The sequence below is a fragment of the Tenacibaculum sp. SZ-18 genome, from assembly GCF_002813915.1.
In the GTDB taxonomy this organism is placed as follows: Bacteria; Bacteroidota; Bacteroidia; order Flavobacteriales; family Flavobacteriaceae; genus Polaribacter.
Window position 1 is genome coordinate 2183493 of sequence record NZ_CP019335.1, and the last position, 19006, is coordinate 2202498.

Below are 19006 nucleotides of genomic sequence, written 5' to 3' on the forward strand. Positions count from 1 at the left end.
TTAATCGATAAAATAATCATCGCTAAATCCTATGAGATATAATTTTTCCTGTGCTCTAGTCACTGCTGTATATAACCAGCGTAAGTACTCCACACTAATTCCATCTGGCAAATAAGGTTGTTCAATAAATACTGTCTTCCATTGACCACCTTGAGATTTATGACAAGTCATTGCGTACGAAAACTTTACCTGTAAAGCATTAAAATATTTATTCTTTTTGATTTCCAAGAACTGTTTGTATTTAGATTTTTCAAGGGCAAAATCTTCTTTTACAGCTTCGTATAACCTATTAGATTCTTCATAAGTTAATGACGGACTTTCACTTGTTAAGGTATCTAATAATAAAACAGTTTCAAATGATTTCATATCAGGGTAGTCAATCATTCTAATTTCAACTTCTGCAAACTTAAAACCGTATAATTCTTTAATTTGAATGATCCTCATAACTTCACAAGTATCTCCATTTGCAATAAATCCTGCTGATGACGAATCTTTTAACCAAAAGTAATTGTTCTTGACTACCATTACATAATCACCTACAGAAATTTCATTTTCCTGTCCACGAATTTTAGTACGAATTTGTTCATTATATTGATTTGCTCTCTTATTTGATCGAACAATAATTGCTGTATCTTCGACACCAATATCACCATCATAAGCTTGTGTTATAGCATCCTGAATATCGTATCCATCTTGCAACCTAACAATGTCTGGATAATTTAAGTCGAACTGAAAATCAACACCTTCATTTTGGATCAGCAATCGCAAGTCTGTAGCATTTGCTAAAATCCCAGAATCCTGTTGTTGACGAACAACTTCATCTAATTCAATTTCAGAAATATCTTTATTATAATGGAAAGACAACTTATCCCTATCTAAGGCGGGACTTACATCTAACTTGACTGGAGGTAACTGTGCGGTATCTCCAATAAACAAAAGTTTACAATTCTTACCAGAATAGACAAATGAAATTAAATCATCTAAAACCGATCCATTTTCAAATAGTTTTGCATTTTGAACCTGATCAGAAATCATAGAGGCTTCATCTACTATAAATATTGTGTTTGAATGCTTATTAGGCTGCATTACAAAACTTACACCTCCACTAGATTGTTTTTTAGGAAAGTAAATTTTCTTATGAATTGTAAAAGCTTGCCTGTTTGAATAACCCGAAATTACTTTTGCTGCACGTCCTGTGGGAGCTAATAGGACAGCTTTGGTTCCAACTTTCCATAAACTATTAACAATTGTACTTATGACGGTAGTTTTTCCCGTACCTGCGTATCCTTTTAGTAGAAACAAGGACTGATTATTCTTATCGAAAACAAAATGAGAGAGATTATCAATAAGTTCAAGTTGGCGTTCTGTAGGCTTGTAAGAAAACTTTTGTAATAGCTCTTTGTAAAAATCGGCAGGATTCTTGATCATGTTTTTTTAATAAAAAATCAAAGATAACTGTATTTGCAAATATTTGTTTTCATGATTGAAAAAAAATTGTAGATTTGCGTACATATCATAAAAAAATCTAGATACAATGAATTTAATATTAACGATTGTAGCAGCTGTCATAGTCGCAATCCTTTTAGCTTTTGTAATAGTAAAATTTATACCACTAAAATTAAGAGGTTTAGTTTCTGTATTATTATTATTAGCTGCAGGTTATTTGGTTTATTTGATCTATAATGGAGTTATGGAGCCTATCAAATTTAACAAAGAAAAGAAGGTTCGCTATGCTAAAGTTATCGATCAGTTAAAATTGATTAGAGATGCTCAAATCAAATTCAAAGATGCAAAAGGAGTTTTTGCTAAAGATAAAGGAAGCTTAATTAATTTCATTGAAAATGACTCGCTTGTCATTACTGAGACTATTAATGTTGAGAAAGAATTAGTTTTAGGTGGTGGGATCACTAAAAAAATCTCTGTAAAGCAAATTGATACTACGGGATTTGAACCAGCTCTGAAATATTTCACAAATAGACCTTATAAGGAAATGTTTAAAGTTCCTGGTACAGAAAAGGAATTTGAGATGTCAACTGGAGAAATCGAAAAAATCACGGGATTATTCGTACCTGTGTTTGAAGCTAAAACTGATAAGAAAGAAATTTTAAAAGGATTACCATTCCACTTAATAAAACAAGAATTAGAAGCTATTGAAGCTGACCAAATTAAAGGTGAGTTTGTTTCTGTAGGTTCTTTAGAGGAAGTTTCAACTGGTGGTAACTGGCCTCCGTCTTACGATAATGGAGATGAAAAAACTGATTCAGAAAAATAATAAAGACATTTCATCAAAAAATAAGAGTCTATCCATCCAATTTAGTTTGGATGGATTTTCTTTTTGTGTGAAGGATATTACAAATAATGAAATTATTGTATTAACAAAATATTTGTTTGATCGTTCAATTGAATCACCAAATCTTTTACTTGAAAAAATCCAATCTATTTTTGAAACAGATAAGGAATTACAAGTAGAGTTTGATAAAATTATTGCTATACACCAAAATCAACTAACTACGCAAATTCCATCTGAATTTTTTGATGAAGACAACTTAAAAACATATATAGATTTCAACATAAAAACATTTGAATCAGACTATATTACTTTTGATAATTTGCCTTCTCTTAATGCAAAAAATGTATACATTCCGTATGTAAATATCAATAACTTCTTATTCCAAAATTTTGGTGAATTTGAATTTAAACATCATTCGTCAATACTAATTGAAAAAATCTTTGACGTTCAGAAAGGAAGTTTCTCGGATACTTTATATGTTCATGTTAATGAAACTACCTTAGATGTTATAGTTTTCAAAAACACAAATTTTACGCTCTACAACAGTTTTCAATATAATTCAAAAGAAGACTTTCTTTACTATATTCTATTTGTTTCTGAGCAACTTGAATTAAACTTATTATCGATACAAGTTCAACTCCTTGGAAGTATTTCCGAAAATTCTGATACTTTTACATTCTTAAAAGAGTACATAAGTAATATTAAGTTTTTAGAATTTAATTGTGATTTCTTACAAAATTCTGAAACCTTTGTACCACATTCAAATTATCTATTATTATCCTAAATGCGAATAATCTCAGGGAAATATAAAAGTAAAAGAATTAGCGCACCGAAAAACTTACCTGTGCGACCAACCACTGATATGGCAAAAGAATCTTTATTCAATATTTTGAATAATCTCTATTATTTTGATTCTATTTCGGTATTAGATTTATTTGCTGGTACTGGTAATATTAGTTATGAATTCGCTTCAAGAGGCACTAAGACTATCTATGCAGTAGATGGACATTACGGTTGTGTCAAATTCATCAATCAAACAGCAAAAGAGTTAGATTTAAATATTACTACTTTTAAAAGTGATGTTTTTAAATTTCTAGAAAAGACTACAATTAAAACAGATGTAATTTTTGCCGATCCTCCTTATGATTTTGAAGACTCACAATTTTTAAAAATTGCTGATATTGTTTTTGAAAAAGAATTATTAAACGAAGAAGGAACATTAATAGTAGAACATTCAAAGCATACAGATATTTCTTCGCATCCCAAATTAAGCTATCAAAAACGTTATGGAGGTAGTGTTTTTAGCTTTTTTGAATTAGACTAAATCTTCTATAACCTTTATTAAATAAAAGCTTTGATGACTTTAATATATTTTTATTACTATAACTATAGTCATAGTAATAAAAAAACATATATTTGCCTTATGAATAAGTTAACCAAACCCGAAGAACAAATAATGCAGTTTATATGGAAGTTAAAAAAAGCTTTCTTAAAAGATATTGTTGAACAATTTCCTGAACCAAAGCCTGCTTACACGACCATCTCCACTGTTGTTCGTGTATTAGTAAAGAAAAAGTTTCTCGATTATAAAACCTTTGGCAAAACCCGAGAATATTATCCTTTAGTAAGCAAGAAAAAATATTTTTCTGAATACATGAATGATATCATCTTTAGTTTCTTTAACGGTTCATCTGGTAAATTCGCTTCATATTTCACCAAAAATGAAGATTTGAATTTATCTGAATTAGAAGAAATTAAAGATCTAATTGAAAAAAAAATAGAAAATATAAAAAAGGAAAATGGATAATTCTCTTATCATATTTATTATCAAAGTCAGTATTGTTTTTAGTACACTTTATGGGACTTATAAATTCATTTTAAGCAATACAACTTTCCACAAATTAAATAGAATAGTATTACTTCTGATTATTCCATTTTCCTTTATTATTGGAATAATCGAAACTTCTATTCCCATTCAAACTCAAAATATAGAAATTCCTGCCTTTGTTGAATTAGCTAATGTTACTAGTAATAATGCACAGATAATTAATAATTCGCGCATCTATTCCCATGAAATAAACCTTATTACTATCATTACTTCCATATACCTTTTGGGGATTATATTTTTTTTATCTAAGATCATATTTTCCGCTCATAAATTATTGGTCCTTAAACGGAATTCAGAAGTAATTAAAAAGGAATCATACAAATTGATACTTACGAATACACCAGTATATTTTGCCTTTTTTAACTGGATATTTATTCCTTTGAAATATAAATGTAACTTGAATAAAATCATCATCCAACATGAAAAAAGTCATGTAGAATTTAAACATACCTATGATCTAATTTTTACAGAGTTATTTATTGCACTCTTCTGGTTTAATCCACTAGTCTATTTATACAGAAAATCCCTAAAAACAATTCATGAATATCAAGTTGATCGAAACTTAGTAGAAGATCACAACATTAATATTATAGATTATTTAAACCTAATACGAGAAGAAATAGAAAACACAACTAAACCATATTTGTATAGCTACTTCGGTAATTCAAACCTTAAAAAACGTATTCATATGATAACAACATCTAAAACTCATAAAAATCATAAATTAAAATATTTAGCTATTGTACCTATAATGCTATTATTTCTAGTCTCATTTACGAAGGCTGATGTTTTGTTTCCAGTTATTGAGAAATTAAAAAATGAAAAGCCATCGATTTCACCTATTAAAAACACAACGAAAAAGGATATAACAGCGAAATATGGACCAATGAAACACCCAATATTAAAATCACTTCGTCATCATGATGGTATTGATATAAAAGCAAAAATAGGAACTCCGATAATCGCTACTGCTGATGGAATAATTTCTAGTGCCTCGTATGAAGGAAACTGGGGTAATCTAGTTATTATTAAACATAAAAACGGATATCAAACGCTTTATTCACATTTAAGTAAATTCAATTGTGAGAAAGATCAAAAAGTCGAACAAGGACAAATTATTGGTTATTCTGGAGTAACTGGAATGGTTACTGGTCCTCATTTACATTATGCAATTAAACACAACGGGAACTTTGTAAATCCAATTAATTTTATGGATTAACAATCAATTCAATTCAACTTAACCAAACATAAATTTAAAAACAAAATACATTTAGTACTATCTATGAAACATTTACAGAGAACCATTTTGGTATCTTTATTACTACTAATATTTCGTAACGGATATGGGCAAGATTTTAGCAAGAATTTAATCCATTTACCTAACATAATTAACAAGTATAAAAAACAATCAGCTAAAATTAAAAAGCAAAAAGATAGTCTAAGTAACATTCATTTTGCTCGTAATTGGGACACTATTCATTTTAATCCATATCGTTCTACAAAAGTTTCTTTTCCTTTCGAAATTAATTTTCTTGACACAACTTACGCGTCTCCAATTCCACGTAAACATGTTGTAACATCTAGATATGGTTGGCGCAGAGGAAGAGCGCATCGTGGAATTGATATAGATCTAATTACTGGTGATGATGTATATAGTGTTTTAGACGGAAAGGTTCGGTATGTTGGTTATCATCCAGGACATGGAAAAACGATTGTTGTGCGACATTATAATGGTTTAGAAACTGTTTATGCTCATTTATCTAAATACGATGTAACGGTAAATACAATTGTAAAAAAAGGTGAACTCATCGGCAAAGGTGGTAATACAGGAAGATCACGCGGAAGTCATTTACACTTAGAAATACGTTATAGTGGTATTGATATAAACCCTGAACATATTTTTAATTTCAAGAATAAAACAACCATACGATCAAAAAATATTTGGGTAACGGAAGATTGGGCTACTCCTTATTATCATATTTCAACAAGACAAAGTGATCTCGTTACTCTAGATACTTTTGAAAAAGTTACGGCATACAAAAAAAGGAAACGTAAAGTTTACATCGTAAAACGAGGAGACACATTATCCGAAATTGCTTATAAAAATCATGTACCTATTCGTAGGATTTGCAAGACAAATAAAATTAGAAAGACATCTACTTTAAAAATAGGTCAACGTCTAATTCTTTAGACGCATCTTTATTTCACTAATACAAAAAACTCTAATTGTAGTGGTTTTAATTTATCTTTTAAAGCCACTACAAAATCATCTCCATATTCTAAGTAATATTCAGAAAAGTTTCGTTTTCGTTCCTCCAAACCTAACCCAGGTAAAATTTCAGATTGAATGTTTATAATTCTATTAACCACATCAGACTGTCTTCTCTTCTCAGCTCTCAATAAACGTTTTTCAAGATTTTCTAATCCTTTTGATTGCTTTTTCTCTTGAGCATTAACAGCTCCCACATAAGAAACATCTGTTTGATTTGCTATTTCTCTCAATTTATTGAACTGCTTCTCCAAGAACTTCTTTTGCGCAGAAAAATCGAAACTAACGTTTGAATTCTCGGTAACTTTCTTTTTAAGTAAGTCGTTTTGTTTTAAAAATAATTCTCGTACCGAAATACCTAAAGATTCTAATTTTCTAAATTGCTTTTTTGAAATTACCTGAACCGAATTTCTTAGTAGTAAAATTGGAAAAGGAACTTTTACTGTATTGAAATATTGTTTTAATTGCATCCAATAAGCGAGTTCTCCTCCTCCGCCAATATAACAAAGATTTGGTAAAATTACTTCTTGATAAAGTGGACGCATAATCACATTAGGAGAAAAACGTTCTGGATTATTTTCTAATTCTTGTTCAATCTCATCTTTACTAAACTCAATATTGGTATTATTTACTTTGAATTTATCATTTTCAAAAATGATACGTTCCCGTAAATCATTTGTTAGATAAAATAGGTTAACCTCTCTTGGATTCACCTGAATCTTATAATTCTTTTCAAGTTCCTCATTAGTTCCACTAACAGCTTTGAATGAAGTTTCATTAAATAAATCCTCCTTTACATAAGGAATTAAGCGCTTTTTCAACTCTACATCATCAGCATCAACAATTACCAAACCATAAGTAGCAAATAGCTCATTTGCTATGTAACGTGTTGCGTCTGCTAGGTTATTATGCTTTAAATATCCATTAGTAAATAATTCCTTTAAAAAGGTTGCATTCCTTGAAGTTCCTAGATAATTCTGAAACTCTTCAAAAACTCGATCTAAACCATTTGTAGAAAATCTTCCTACACCACCTGTTTGATCAGAGTTCCACTGAACTTTCTTTCCTTTAAAATTGAAATAATTAATTTCTTCAAAATCATGATCTTCTGTAGCCATCCAATATACAGGAACAAAATTAGCATTCGAATACTTTAACGATAACTCTTCTGCCAAATTAATTGCTGAAATAATTTTATAAAGGAAATAAAGCGGACCAGTAAACAAATTCAACTGATGCCCTGTTGTTACAGTAAAGGTATTCTCTTTTAAAAGTAACTCGAAATTCTTAGCTGTCTTTTCTGAAATATCGATTCTCTGATATTGTCTTTTTAGCGCACCTACTAAAATGTCTCTTGTGTCTTTAGAAAATGTTTGTTGCTTAAGTTTTATTTGATTTTCAAAATTTTCAATACTCGGAAAATTACCATAAAAAGAAGTTAGTTTATCTGACTTTTGAAGATAATCACACATTATTGTAGAGAAAAAACCTGTTTTTTGAAAAGGAATATAGGTGCTACAATCACATTCGGTTAAAGACATTCGCGGAAAATTTAAAATAAAGTAACAAATTTACATGATTGCTCACAACTTGTATTGCTTCTTAACAAAATTTTATTAATCTATTTCTCTATTTTTACGGTGAAATAAATTTGATTATGCAGTTCAAACATCCAGAATTTCTCTATTTTCTTTCATTACTAATTATTCCAATTCTGGTTCATCTATTCCAACTACGAAAGTTTAAAAAAGTTCCTTTTACGAATGTCGCTTTTTTAGAGAAGCTAATTATTAAAAGCCGTAAAAGCTCTCAAATAAAAAAATGGCTTCTTTTATTCTGTAGAATGCTATTAATAACTGGAATTGTATTTGCTTTTGCACAACCTTTCTTCAGTAACAAAGAAAAAGAAGTTACCCAGCATAGTTTTATTTATCTTGATAATTCTTTAAGTACAAGTGCCAATGGCAACTCAGGAAATATTTTAAGAACTGCCACTCAAGATTTAATTGATAATTTAGTTGAAAATGCCAACTATAGTCTGTTAACTAATACCCATTTTTACAAAAACATTTCTTCTGAAGCATTCAAATCACAATTAAAAAAGGTAAAGTCTAGTACTAAAAACCTAACAACAGACGAGATTTTATTAAAAATTTCAAGTTTAAAAAATACTACCGAAAACATTTTAATTTCAGATTTCCAAAATACTAAAAAAGAAGATTTTTTAAATGAGAAACTTCCTTTAACCTTAGTTCAAGTTACTCCTGTATTAAAAAGTAATTTATCAATTGACAGTGTATTTGTTAATCAAAATGAATCTAAAACAATCGTAATAAATGCGATTGTTACCAATCAAGGAGCTTCTAAAGAAAACATTCCAATTGCTCTTTACAACGATAAAAAATTACTCGGAAAACAAACATTTAAGGTTGAAGAAAATGAAGAGAAAATAATTTCTTTCTCAATTGAAAGAACCAATCCTTTCAAAGGAAGGTTAGAAATTAATTTTAAAGATACTTATAACTTCGATAACAGTTTTTTCTTTAGTTTAAATTCAAATGAAAAAATCAATGTTTTAGCAATAGGAGAATCAAATGACTTCCTTAGCAGAATTTATACATCGGATGAATTTAACTTTACGAGTAATTCCTCTCAAAATGTTAATTATAATAGTATTGAACAACAGCAATTGGTGATTTTAAATGAACTAGAAAAAATTCCTCAAAGCTTAACAACAGGATTATCAACTTTCACTAAGAATGGCGGACATTTAATCGTAATTCCAAATCTAAAAAGTGATTTAAACTCATACAATGTATTCTTAAAAAACATTTCAGCTGGAAACATTCAGAACAAAAAAAGTGACTCGTTAAAAATTACTTCAATTAATTTTAATCATCCGCTTTTAAAAAACGTATTTGATAAACAAGTGAGGAATTTTCAATATCCTTTCGTTACAACAACTTTTCTAACAAACTTTACGAACTCAAGCCAAATTATTGGTTTAGAAAACAATACTAGCTTTGTTTCTCAAGTAAAACTGGCTAATTCAAAAATGTATTGGTTCTCTTCACCTATCAATAAAGAATACAGTAATTTTACAAATTCACCGTTAATCGTCCCTGTGTTTTATAATATTGGACAAGAGAGTTTACAACTATCAAAATTATATTATCGTTTACAAGAGAATAATGATATCGAAGTTAATGTTCAATTAAATAAAGATGATATTCTTACGATAAATCAACAACAGAACTCATTTATTCCTTTACAACAAACTTTTCAGAACAAAGTAAAATTAACAACGAATGAACTTCCTGAAAACAAAGGTTTTTATACAATTACAAACAAGAATAATCCAATTCAAACTATAGCTTTTAACAATAAAAAAACTGAAAGTTCATTAGACTTTACAAACTTATTAAATGAGTTCACCAATAACGAAAATGTCACAGTTTCATCATCAGTTAAAGAAACTGCAAAAAAAATAGCTCAAAAAAATAAAGTTCATTGGCTTTGGAAATGGTTTTTAGGATTAGCCATTGTATCTTTGTTGCTAGAAACTTTGATTCTAAAATACTTTAAAGTATGACTACGCTACTAAAATCGGCGACTATCATAGACACGACTAGTGCATTTCATAAACAAACTAAAGACATTTTAATTATTGATGGTATTATCTCAGAAATTGCAGATAATATCCCGACTAATAGTGATTACAATGAAATCAATTTAACAAACCTACATATTTCTAAAGGATGGTTTGATTCGAGTGTTTGTTTAGGTGAACCAGGATATGAAGAAAGAGAAACAATTGAAAACGGAGTACATGTTGCTGGCAAAAGCGGATTTACACAAATTGCAGTAAATCCGTATACAAGTCCGATTGTTGACAATAAATCAGCAGTAGAATTCCTAATTAATAAAGCTAATCAAAGTCCCGTTAGCGTCCTTCCAATTGGAGCTTTAACTCAAAAAAGTGAAGGTATTGAAATGGCCGAATTGTACGATATGCAACAATCTGGAGCAATTGCGTTCGGTGATTATAAAAGACCTATTGAAAATGATAATCTTTTAAAAATCGCTTTATTATATGCTCAAAACTTTGATGGTTTAGTTTTAAGTTTTCCTAAGAATAAAAAAATAGCGGGTGAAGGTATTGCAAATGAAGGATTGAACTCTACTAAGTTAGGATTAAAAGGAATACCAAGTCTTGCTGAAGAAATCCAAGTTGCTAGAGATTTATTTTTATTGGAATATACAGGAGGAAAATTACATATACCAACAATATCTACAGCTAAATCGGTATCCTTAATTAAACAAGCTAAATCTCAAGGACTAAATGTAACTTGTAGTGTTGCTGTTCATAATTTGGTTATTACAGATGATGCATTGCTTGGTTTTGATGCAAAAAATAATGTAAATCCTCCCTTGAGAACTAACAAAGATGTGGAAGCTTTACTTGAAGGTGTAAAAAATGGAACAATTGATATCATAACATCTGATCATAATCCAATTGATATTGAACATAAAAAAGTAGAGTTTTCAATTTCAAAAAGTGGAAGTATCGGAATGGAAAGTGCGTTTGGAGCCTTACTCACAAAGTTAGATTTAGAAACTGTTATTCAATGCTTCACTGAAAACCCAAAAAAGATATTTGGAATAGAAAATACTTCTATTGAAGTAAATTCAAAAGCGAACATTTCACTTTTCAATCCAGAGATTACTTACACATTTACAGAAGAAGATATTTTATCAACTTCAAAAAACAGTATATTTATAGGACATAATTTAAAAGGAAAAGCATACGGAGTTTATGCTAATAATCAACTTTTATTAAATACCTAAAAATATGAAAAACTTAACATCTGTAGAAGAAGGTAAAACGCTTGCCTTAATTTCTCACTTTTGGTTTGTCGGAACTGTAATCGCTTGGATTTTAAATCTTAAAAGGCAAAACGAATTTACCAGTTTTTATGTAAGACAAATGCTAGGCTGGGATTTATTAGCCTTTTTAAATGGATGGCTAATTTATAGTTTCTTTGGTGGATTTGTTAAATGGTTTATAGGTGTTATTTTGGTATTATTCTGGATTATAAGTTTTATCGGATGTTTATCGGGAGACAAAAAATTAATTCCAGTTTTTGGTGCACAATTCCAAGATTGGTTTAAAAGTTTATAATATACATGAGTTTATATTACAAGGTCAGAGAACCTAAAATTACTACCGGAGATAATAATTTATTAATCTTATTACACGGTTACGGTAGTAATGAAGACGATTTATTTTCCTTTGCGGAAGAGTTGCCAGATGAATTAAGAATTATAAGTGTAAGAGCTCCATATGAAATGGGTTATGGAGGTTATGCATGGTACGCAATCAATTTTGATGCCGACGAAAATAAATTTTCTGATATTGGACAAGCAAAAGAGTCTGTTCAAAAAATATCATCTTTTATTGATGAGCTTAAAACACAGTATGATCCTAATAAAATATTCTTATTAGGTTTTAGTCAGGGAGCAATATTAAGCTATTCTTTAAGTTTAAATTTCCCAAATAAAGTACAACACGTTATTGCGTTAAGTGGATATTTAAATGAAGAGTTAATTCCTTTAGAAATCTCAAAAGGAATTACAACTGACTATTACATTTCTCATGGTTCGGTTGATCAAGTAATTCCTGTAACATGGGCGAGAAAAGCTCCTGAACATTTATCTAGATTATCTTTAAAAGCGGAATATTCCGAATACCCAATTGGCCATGGTGTTGCTCCTCAAAACTTTTACAGTTTCAAAGAGTGGATTGATAGGAGATTATAATTTTGATATAAACAAATATTATCTAAAATCAATCCTCGTAAGTCTTTATAGATTACCTTTGCGTAAGATTAAATGAAGTTGTTGAACCCCTAAAACAAAAATAATATATGGATATTTTCACTCACCAAAATGCTTACATATGGTTCGTTCCAATATGTGCCTTAGCAATTGGTTTTGAGATGTACTTTAGCTACAAAAGAAAAGCTAAGAACTATGAATTTAAAGATGTTTCTACAAATGTTTATTTTGCTTTAGTTAATGTTGGTTTAGACAGCATTATGTATGTTACTTCCTTTATTGTAATGGATTTCTTTTATGAATACCGGTTCTTTAATTGGGAAAATACAGGGTTTTTATATTGGATAATCGCCTTTGTAGGTCAAGATTTCTTGTATTATATTCATCATTATGTAGATCATCATTCTAGGTTTTTCTGGGCAGTTCATGTAACACATCATAACTCAGAATACTACAATATTTCAACAGGATTTAGATCTCCTGTTTTACAACCATTTTACAGATTCATGTTCCTAATACCATTAATTTTAATAGGAATTCAACCATTACACATTATGTTTGCATATGCAATGAATCAAAACTATGGAACGTTATGTCATACCAACTTTATTAAAAAGAATAATAGAAAAGGATTCGTTGGTTTCTTGTTAAGAGTTTGGGAATACATTTTTGTAACTCCTTCTCACCACAGAGTTCATCACGCTTCCAACATTAAATATTTAGATAAAAACATGGGAATGTTTTTAATTATTTGGGATAGAATATTTGGTACATTTCAAGCGGAAGAAGATGAAATAGAATATGAAAAATTAAAATTTGGTTTAACAAAACCTATAGAAGATAAAGGACCAATCAATATTATTTTTCATGAATGGAAAGAAATTTATAAAGATTTCTTCCATCGAAAGAAAAACTTACCACTTGGAACACGATTAAAATATGTTTTTATGCCACCAGGATGGAGTCATGATGGGAGTTCTCAAACCAGTAAAGAATTACAGAAAGAACTAAATTTCAAAAATGATTAATAAAAAAAGACTACGTTTTCGTAGTCTTTTTTTATACCTAATCATTGGTTATTACTATCCAAGAATTTGATTTGCATGTTCCTTGGTTTTTACTTTGGAAATAACATCTTCTAAAACTCCGTTTTCGTCGATTACAAAAGTTGTTCTATGGATACCATCATATTCACGACCCATAAATTTCTTCGGTCCCCAAACTTCAAAAGCATTTATCACCGCTTTATCTTCATCTGCTAATAAAGGAAATGGCAACTCATTTTTGTTGATAAAGTTTTGTTGACGTTTTGCGCTATCCGCACTCACACCTAAAACATCATATCCTTTAGCTAGGAAAGTTTGATAATTATCTCTTAAATCACAAGCTTCAGCAGTACAACCAGGAGTACTAGCCTTTGGATAAAAAAACAAAACTAATTTCTTCCCTTGGTAATCAGATAATTTTATTGTGTTTCCCGCTTGATCTTTAGCTTCAAAATTTGGTGCTTTATCACCTATTTTTAGTGTAGTCATAATTCGTATTTTTGTTAAGTAAAAATACTGAAAAAATGAACAAGTCCGAAAAAGTTCAGTTTGTAATTGATACTCTAGAAAATCTATATCCTGAAACTCCAATTCCTTTAGATCATAAAGATCCGTATACGTTATTAATCGCTGTATTAATGTCCGCTCAAAGTACCGATGAACGTGTAAATCAAATTACTCCTTTATTATTTAAGAAAGCAGATAATCCTTATGACATGATAAAACTTACGGTAGATGAGATTAGAGAAATCATAAAACCAGTGGGACTTTCTCCAATGAAATCGAAAGGAATACATGGACTATCAAAAATCTTAATTGAGAAACATAATGGAGAAGTTCCACAAAGTTTTGAAGCTTTGGAAGAATTACCAGCTGTTGGACATAAAACTGCAAGTGTAGTTATGGCACAGGCTTTTAACATCCCTGCCTTTCCTGTTGATACACATATCCATAGATTGATGTTTCGTTGGAATTTAACTAATGGAAAAAGTGTAGCGCAAACTGAGAAAGATGCCAAAAGATTGTTTCCAAAGGAGATATGGAATAAACTTCACCTACAAATTATTTATTATGGAAGAGAATATTCACCTGCAAGAGGTTGGAAGCTGGAAAATGATATAATTACATCAACAATTGGAAGAAAATCTGTTATTAACCAATATAATTCAAAAAAGAAATAGTTAGCAAGAATAACATAAAAAAGCTTCAGTTCTCAGGCTGAAGCTTTTTCACTCTTAATTCAAATTCAATTCAATGAGAACATTCGCTTTTGTCCTTACTGTTTTGAAGCTTTTAGAAAAGTTTAATAAAAACTCTACTGTTTTTTGTTTTGGGTTCATCTTATAATTTGATGATTTACTTGAGTAAATGTGCGCCATATATTTGATTTAGTAAAAATGTTTGTATTAATAACGCTCAATTTATTGGTTTAGTATTAATTAACTAAAATAATTTTATTTTTCTCAATAACTTTTCTCAAATTAATTAACGCATAACGCATTCTTCCTAATGCTGTATTTATACTCACGCCAGTAGATTCTGAAATTTCGTTGAAACTCATATCCATGTACATACGCATTTTTAATACTTCTTTTTGTTCTTCAGGTAATTCTTCTATTAAATTTCTTACATCTGCTAAAATTTGATCTTTAATAATACGTTTTTCAGCATTTAAAGTATTATCACTTATGATTGAAAAAATATCGAATTCATCAGAGTTATTAAACTTAGGTAGACGATTATTCTTTCTAAAATGATCAATAACTAGATTATGAGCTATTCTCATTACCCACGGCAGAAATTTTCCTTCTTCGTTATAATTACCTTTTTTTAATGTTCTAATTACCTTAATAAAAGTATCCTGGAATACATCTTCAGTAATATCTCTATTTTGAACTTTACTATAAATGAAGCTAAATATTCTTTGCTGGTGCTTTTTTATAAGAAGCTCTAGAGCAACTTCTTTTCCATTAATATACTCTTTTACTAAAACGCTATCATCACATTGACTCCTTAACATAATTCTACTTTTAAAACGAAGAGTACTTGACTCTTCAGTTGAAATAATAATAATTTTAAAAGTAGTTTTTAACTATAGGCCTAACGATTTAATACATAATATATTAGACAAATATGTGTTTTTCTCTTAAGAAAACCAAATATTTTTTAAAGAAATAATATAAAAATACAAAAAACCATTAAAAAATCACAGTTCATTTATAATTTAAGTTGCTTAACTTAAATTATATCAAAACAAACAGAATGTAAACGCTTGTAAATCAAAAATAAAAAATCAACAGACTATAATTAAACTTTTAACATAACCTTTTTTATTGTTATTCTCGTACTAGATGTATGATATATATGAATTTGAATCACCAACTTCTTGATTAGAGGTAATTTCTGAAATAAAAAGTCAAATTATTTATATGAATGATATGGCTTCAAAATACAAACTTTGTAGCATCTATTATTCCATTTTGCAGCTAAGAATATTCACCAACTTGAGTACAAATATTGCCACATAAAAAACAAAATTAAAACAAAAAAATCTCCAAAGATCAAATGAAAGTAAAAGAAAACTACATTTAAAAACTTAATTTTACAGATGATAATGTCACGAACAAAATAATCTTATTTAAAAAGAGTGAAGTTTACAGATCCTTTCAAGATTTATATGAATCAAATTCTCTTCTAATAGTTTAACAAACATTCATGTCTATTTCACAACTCCTTCTCTTTAATGACTAAGAAGAAGTTTTTCTTTTCACCTATTTCAATTTCTTTTCCACATTGGAAAGCCTTATTTTTACAACTTATTTTTCGAGTATATGAATGTTGATATTTCTAAAGTAAATCCTAAAGAAAATATAATCATAAAAGGAGCCTCGCTTCACAATTTAAAAGATATAGACGTTGTTATTCCTAGAAACAAATTTGTTGTTATAACAGGTTTATCTGGTTCGGGTAAATCATCTCTAGCTTTTGATACATTATACGCAGAGGGTCAAAGAAGATATGTGGAAAGCTTATCATCTTATGCTCGACAGTTTTTAGGTAAGCTTCATAAACCTAAAGTGGATTACATCAAAGGAATTGCTCCAGCAATTGCGATTGAACAGAAAGTGAATTCTACAAATCCAAGATCTACGGTTGGAACATCAACAGAGGTTTATGATTACATCAAATTATTATACGCAAGAATTGGTAGAACCTTCTCTCCTATTTCAGGAAATGAGGTAAAAAAACATACCGTAACGGATGTTATAAATCACATTAAGGAGCTTGATGAAAGCACCAAACTTTTATTATTAGCTCCTATTTCAATTCCTGAAGGAAGAGATTTAGCAACCGTATTAAAAGTGTTAACACAGCAAGGATACGCTAGGTTAAAATTTAACGACAAAGTCTACAGAATTGATAAATTCCCTACAGATGATTATAAAGATGAATTACTAGAATTAGTGGTTGATCGAATTATCATTCAACATAACGAAGATTTTTTTAATCGTTTAGCTGATGCTACTCAAACTGCTTTTTTTGAAGGAAAAGGAGTTTGTGTGATTGAAAATTTAGGAGACAATACCCGTAAAGAGTTTAGTAATAAATTTGAATTAGACGGCATTACATTTTTAGAACCCAATACACATTTATTCAGTTTCAACAATCCATATGGAGCATGTCCTACTTGTGAAGGATATGGAAGTGTTATTGGAATAGATGAAGATTTAGTGATTCCAAATACTGGACTCTCAATTTATGAAGATGCTATTTTTCCTTTTAAAACAGACTCTTACAAAAAATATAAAGAAGCGTTAATTCTGTATGCTTCTGAATTTAATATACCCATTCACAAACCTTGGTTTGAATTAACTAATGAACAAAAAGATTTGGTTTGGAACGGAACATCTAAATTTTATGGAATTCATCATTTATTTCAAACACTAGAAGAGAAAAGTTATAAAATTCAAAATCGAGTTATGCTTTCTCGTTATCGAGGAAAAACAAAGTGTACCGAATGCGACGGAAAGAGACTTCGTAAAGAAGCTAACTATGTTCAGGTGTATGGCAAAACTATATCAGACTTAGTAAATGCTCCATTGGATGAACTTGCAGCATTTTTTAAATCAATAAAATTAAATAAATACGAAGAAAAAATTGGCAAGCGTTTGTTAACTGAAATTAATAATAGACTTGGTTTTCTTGTTGATGTTGGTTTAAGTTATTTAACTTTAAATAGAACCTCAAATACACTATCAGGAGGAGAAAGTCAACGAATTAATTTAGCTACCTCGTTAGGAAGTTCTTTAGTAGGTTCCATGTACATTTTAGATGAACCAAGTATTGGATTACATCCTAAAGATACTGAGCGCTTAATTAAAGTATTAAAGAACTTACGAGATTTAGGGAACACTGTAATTGTTGTAGAGCATGATGAAGAAATCATGAAAGAAGCAGACTACATTATTGATATCGGTCCAGAAGCTGGAACGTATGGTGGACGCGTTGTAGCTGAAGGAAGCTATGAAGATATTTTAAAATCAAACTCACTTACTTCAAACTATTTATCTGAAAAATTAAAAATAGAGGTTCCTACGAAACGTAGAAAAACGAAAAACTTTATTAAAGTTATAGGAGCTCGTGAAAATAATTTAAACAATATCGATGTTACCTTCCCGCTAAACAACTTAACAGTGGTTACTGGAGTTTCTGGAAGTGGAAAAAGTACGTTAGTTAAAAAAATTCTCTATCCAATTATGCAAAAAAAACTTGTTGGATATGGTGATAAAGTTGGGCAGTATTCAGATGTAGAAGGAAGTTATGGAAGTTTAAAACATGTTGAATTTATTGATCAGAACCCAATAGGAAGATCATCACGTTCTAATCCTGTAACGTATGTAAAAGCATACGATGATATTCGAAAGCTTTTATCGGAGCAAAAGTTATCTAAAATTAGAAACTATCAACCAAAACATTTTTCGTTTAATGTTGATGGAGGACGTTGTGAAGTTTGTAAAGGAGAAGGAGAAGTTACCATTGAAATGCAGTTTATGGCCGACGTTCATTTAAAATGTGAGAGTTGTAATGGAAAAAGATTTAAAAAAGATGTATTAGAAGTGGCTTTTAATGGAAAAAATGTTGATGATATTTTAACCATGACCATTGATGATGCGATCGAATTCTTTTCAGAACATGGTGCAATCAAAGTATCGAAAAAACTAAAACCACTTCAAGATGTTGGACTAGGATATGTTACTTTAGGGCAATCTTCTTCCACGTTATCTGGAGGAGAAGCGCAACGCATTAAACTTGCTTCTTTTTTAATAAAAGGTAACACGAAAGATAAAGCCTTATTCATTTTCGATGAACCAACAACAGGATTACATTTCCATGATATCAATAAATTACTTTCTTCTTTTAATGCTTTAATTGACAAAGGTCATTCAGTAATCGTTATTGAACATAATACAGATTTAATAAAATGTGCTGACTATATTATTGATTTAGGTTTAGAAGGTGGAAAAAAAGGTGGATCACTAATTTTTGAAGGAACTCCTGAAGAATTGGCAAAAAACAAAAAATCTTACACTGCAAAATACATTGCAGAAAAAATTAATCCTACGTAAAAACAAAAGTTAAGTCATTAATAAAAAACAAATTAACTTTTAAATTTT

General features: G+C 29.5%; 17 protein-coding genes. 13 read left to right on the plus strand and 4 right to left on the minus strand.

Annotated elements, in window-relative coordinates:
* Nucleotides 1-1428, minus strand: a complete 1428-nt coding sequence (locus BTO06_RS09590; protein WP_100925094.1) for an ATP-dependent DNA helicase — start codon at nt 1426-1428, stop codon at nt 1-3.
* A 106-nt stretch (nt 1429-1534) separates the two neighbouring features.
* Here BTO06_RS09590 and BTO06_RS09595 point away from each other — a divergent pair, with 106 nt between their 5' ends.
* The 6 genes from BTO06_RS09595 (at nt 1535) to BTO06_RS09620 (ending at nt 6369) form a co-directional block, all read left to right on the plus strand.
* On the plus strand, nt 1535-2272 hold the full coding sequence (locus BTO06_RS09595; protein WP_100925095.1) for a hypothetical protein: 738 nt from the start codon (nt 1535-1537) through the stop codon (nt 2270-2272).
* Nucleotides 2247-3074, plus strand: coding sequence for a DUF3822 family protein (locus tag BTO06_RS09600; RefSeq protein ID WP_157811794.1), 828 nt, complete (start codon nt 2247-2249; stop codon nt 3072-3074). Before BTO06_RS09595 ends, BTO06_RS09600 begins: the two co-directional genes overlap by 26 nt.
* Complete coding sequence (locus tag BTO06_RS09605) at nt 3075-3614, plus strand: RsmD family RNA methyltransferase (protein WP_100925097.1); 540 nt, start codon at nt 3075-3077, stop codon at nt 3612-3614.
* Nucleotides 3615-3713: 99 nt separating this feature from the next.
* Entirely contained in the window at nt 3714-4097 is a 384-nt protein-coding gene (locus BTO06_RS09610; protein ID WP_100925098.1) for a BlaI/MecI/CopY family transcriptional regulator, read from the plus strand.
* Entirely contained in the window at nt 4090-5397 is a 1308-nt protein-coding gene (locus BTO06_RS09615) for a peptidoglycan DD-metalloendopeptidase family protein (protein WP_100925099.1), read from the plus strand. The genes BTO06_RS09610 and BTO06_RS09615 overlap by 8 nt, the downstream gene beginning before the upstream one ends.
* Nucleotides 5398-5460: 63 nt before the next feature.
* Nucleotides 5461-6369 carry a peptidoglycan DD-metalloendopeptidase family protein gene (locus BTO06_RS09620; protein ID WP_100925100.1) on the plus strand — a complete coding sequence of 303 codons (909 nt, stop codon included), beginning with the start codon at nt 5461-5463 and terminating at the stop codon, nt 6367-6369.
* A gap of 8 nt (nt 6370-6377) precedes the next feature.
* Here the strand turns inward: BTO06_RS09620 and bshC are convergent, their stop codons facing one another.
* Complete coding sequence (gene bshC, locus BTO06_RS09625) at nt 6378-7988, minus strand: bacillithiol biosynthesis cysteine-adding enzyme BshC (protein WP_100925101.1); 1611 nt, start codon at nt 7986-7988, stop codon at nt 6378-6380.
* Between the two features lie 116 nt (nt 7989-8104).
* Between bshC and BTO06_RS09630 the strand changes: the two genes are divergently transcribed.
* From BTO06_RS09630 to BTO06_RS09650, 5 genes are all read left to right on the plus strand, one after another.
* A complete protein-coding gene (locus tag BTO06_RS09630; RefSeq protein WP_100925102.1) occupies nt 8105-10039 on the plus strand; it encodes a BatA domain-containing protein in 1935 nt (644 codons plus the stop codon).
* On the plus strand, nt 10036-11295 hold the full coding sequence (locus tag BTO06_RS09635; RefSeq protein ID WP_100925103.1) for a dihydroorotase: 1260 nt from the start codon (nt 10036-10038) through the stop codon (nt 11293-11295). The genes BTO06_RS09630 and BTO06_RS09635 overlap by 4 nt, the downstream gene beginning before the upstream one ends.
* 4 nt (nt 11296-11299) lie before the next feature.
* On the plus strand, nt 11300-11629 hold the full coding sequence (locus tag BTO06_RS09640) for a hypothetical protein (RefSeq protein ID WP_100925104.1): 330 nt from the start codon (nt 11300-11302) through the stop codon (nt 11627-11629).
* A gap of 5 nt (nt 11630-11634) precedes the next feature.
* Nucleotides 11635-12267 (plus strand): alpha/beta hydrolase, encoded by a 633-nt coding sequence (locus BTO06_RS09645; protein WP_100925105.1) that lies wholly within the window; start codon nt 11635-11637, stop codon nt 12265-12267.
* 107 nt (nt 12268-12374) lie between these two features.
* Nucleotides 12375-13313 carry a sterol desaturase family protein gene (locus BTO06_RS09650; RefSeq protein ID WP_100925106.1) on the plus strand — a complete coding sequence of 313 codons (939 nt, stop codon included), beginning with the start codon at nt 12375-12377 and terminating at the stop codon, nt 13311-13313.
* 54 nt (nt 13314-13367) lie between these two features.
* Here the strand turns inward: BTO06_RS09650 and bcp are convergent, their stop codons facing one another.
* Nucleotides 13368-13820 (minus strand): thioredoxin-dependent thiol peroxidase, encoded by a 453-nt coding sequence (gene bcp, locus BTO06_RS09655; protein WP_100925107.1) that lies wholly within the window; start codon nt 13818-13820, stop codon nt 13368-13370.
* 35 nt (nt 13821-13855) lie between these two features.
* Here bcp and BTO06_RS09660 point away from each other — a divergent pair, with 35 nt between their 5' ends.
* Nucleotides 13856-14512, plus strand: coding sequence for an endonuclease III domain-containing protein (locus BTO06_RS09660; protein ID WP_100926767.1), 657 nt, complete (start codon nt 13856-13858; stop codon nt 14510-14512).
* 254 nt (nt 14513-14766) lie between these two features.
* Here BTO06_RS09660 and BTO06_RS09665 read toward each other — a convergent pair whose 3' ends face one another.
* The gene (locus BTO06_RS09665; RefSeq protein WP_198517067.1) at nt 14767-15351 is read right to left on the minus strand and encodes an RNA polymerase sigma factor; all 585 of its coding nucleotides are present in this window, start codon (nt 15349-15351) and stop codon (nt 14767-14769) included.
* An 811-nt stretch (nt 15352-16162) separates the two neighbouring features.
* On the opposite strand from BTO06_RS09665, the gene uvrA reads away from it, so the two are divergent.
* Entirely contained in the window at nt 16163-18958 is a 2796-nt protein-coding gene (gene uvrA / locus BTO06_RS09670) for an excinuclease ABC subunit UvrA (RefSeq protein WP_100925109.1), read from the plus strand.
* Nucleotides 18959-19006 lie beyond the last annotated feature (48 nt).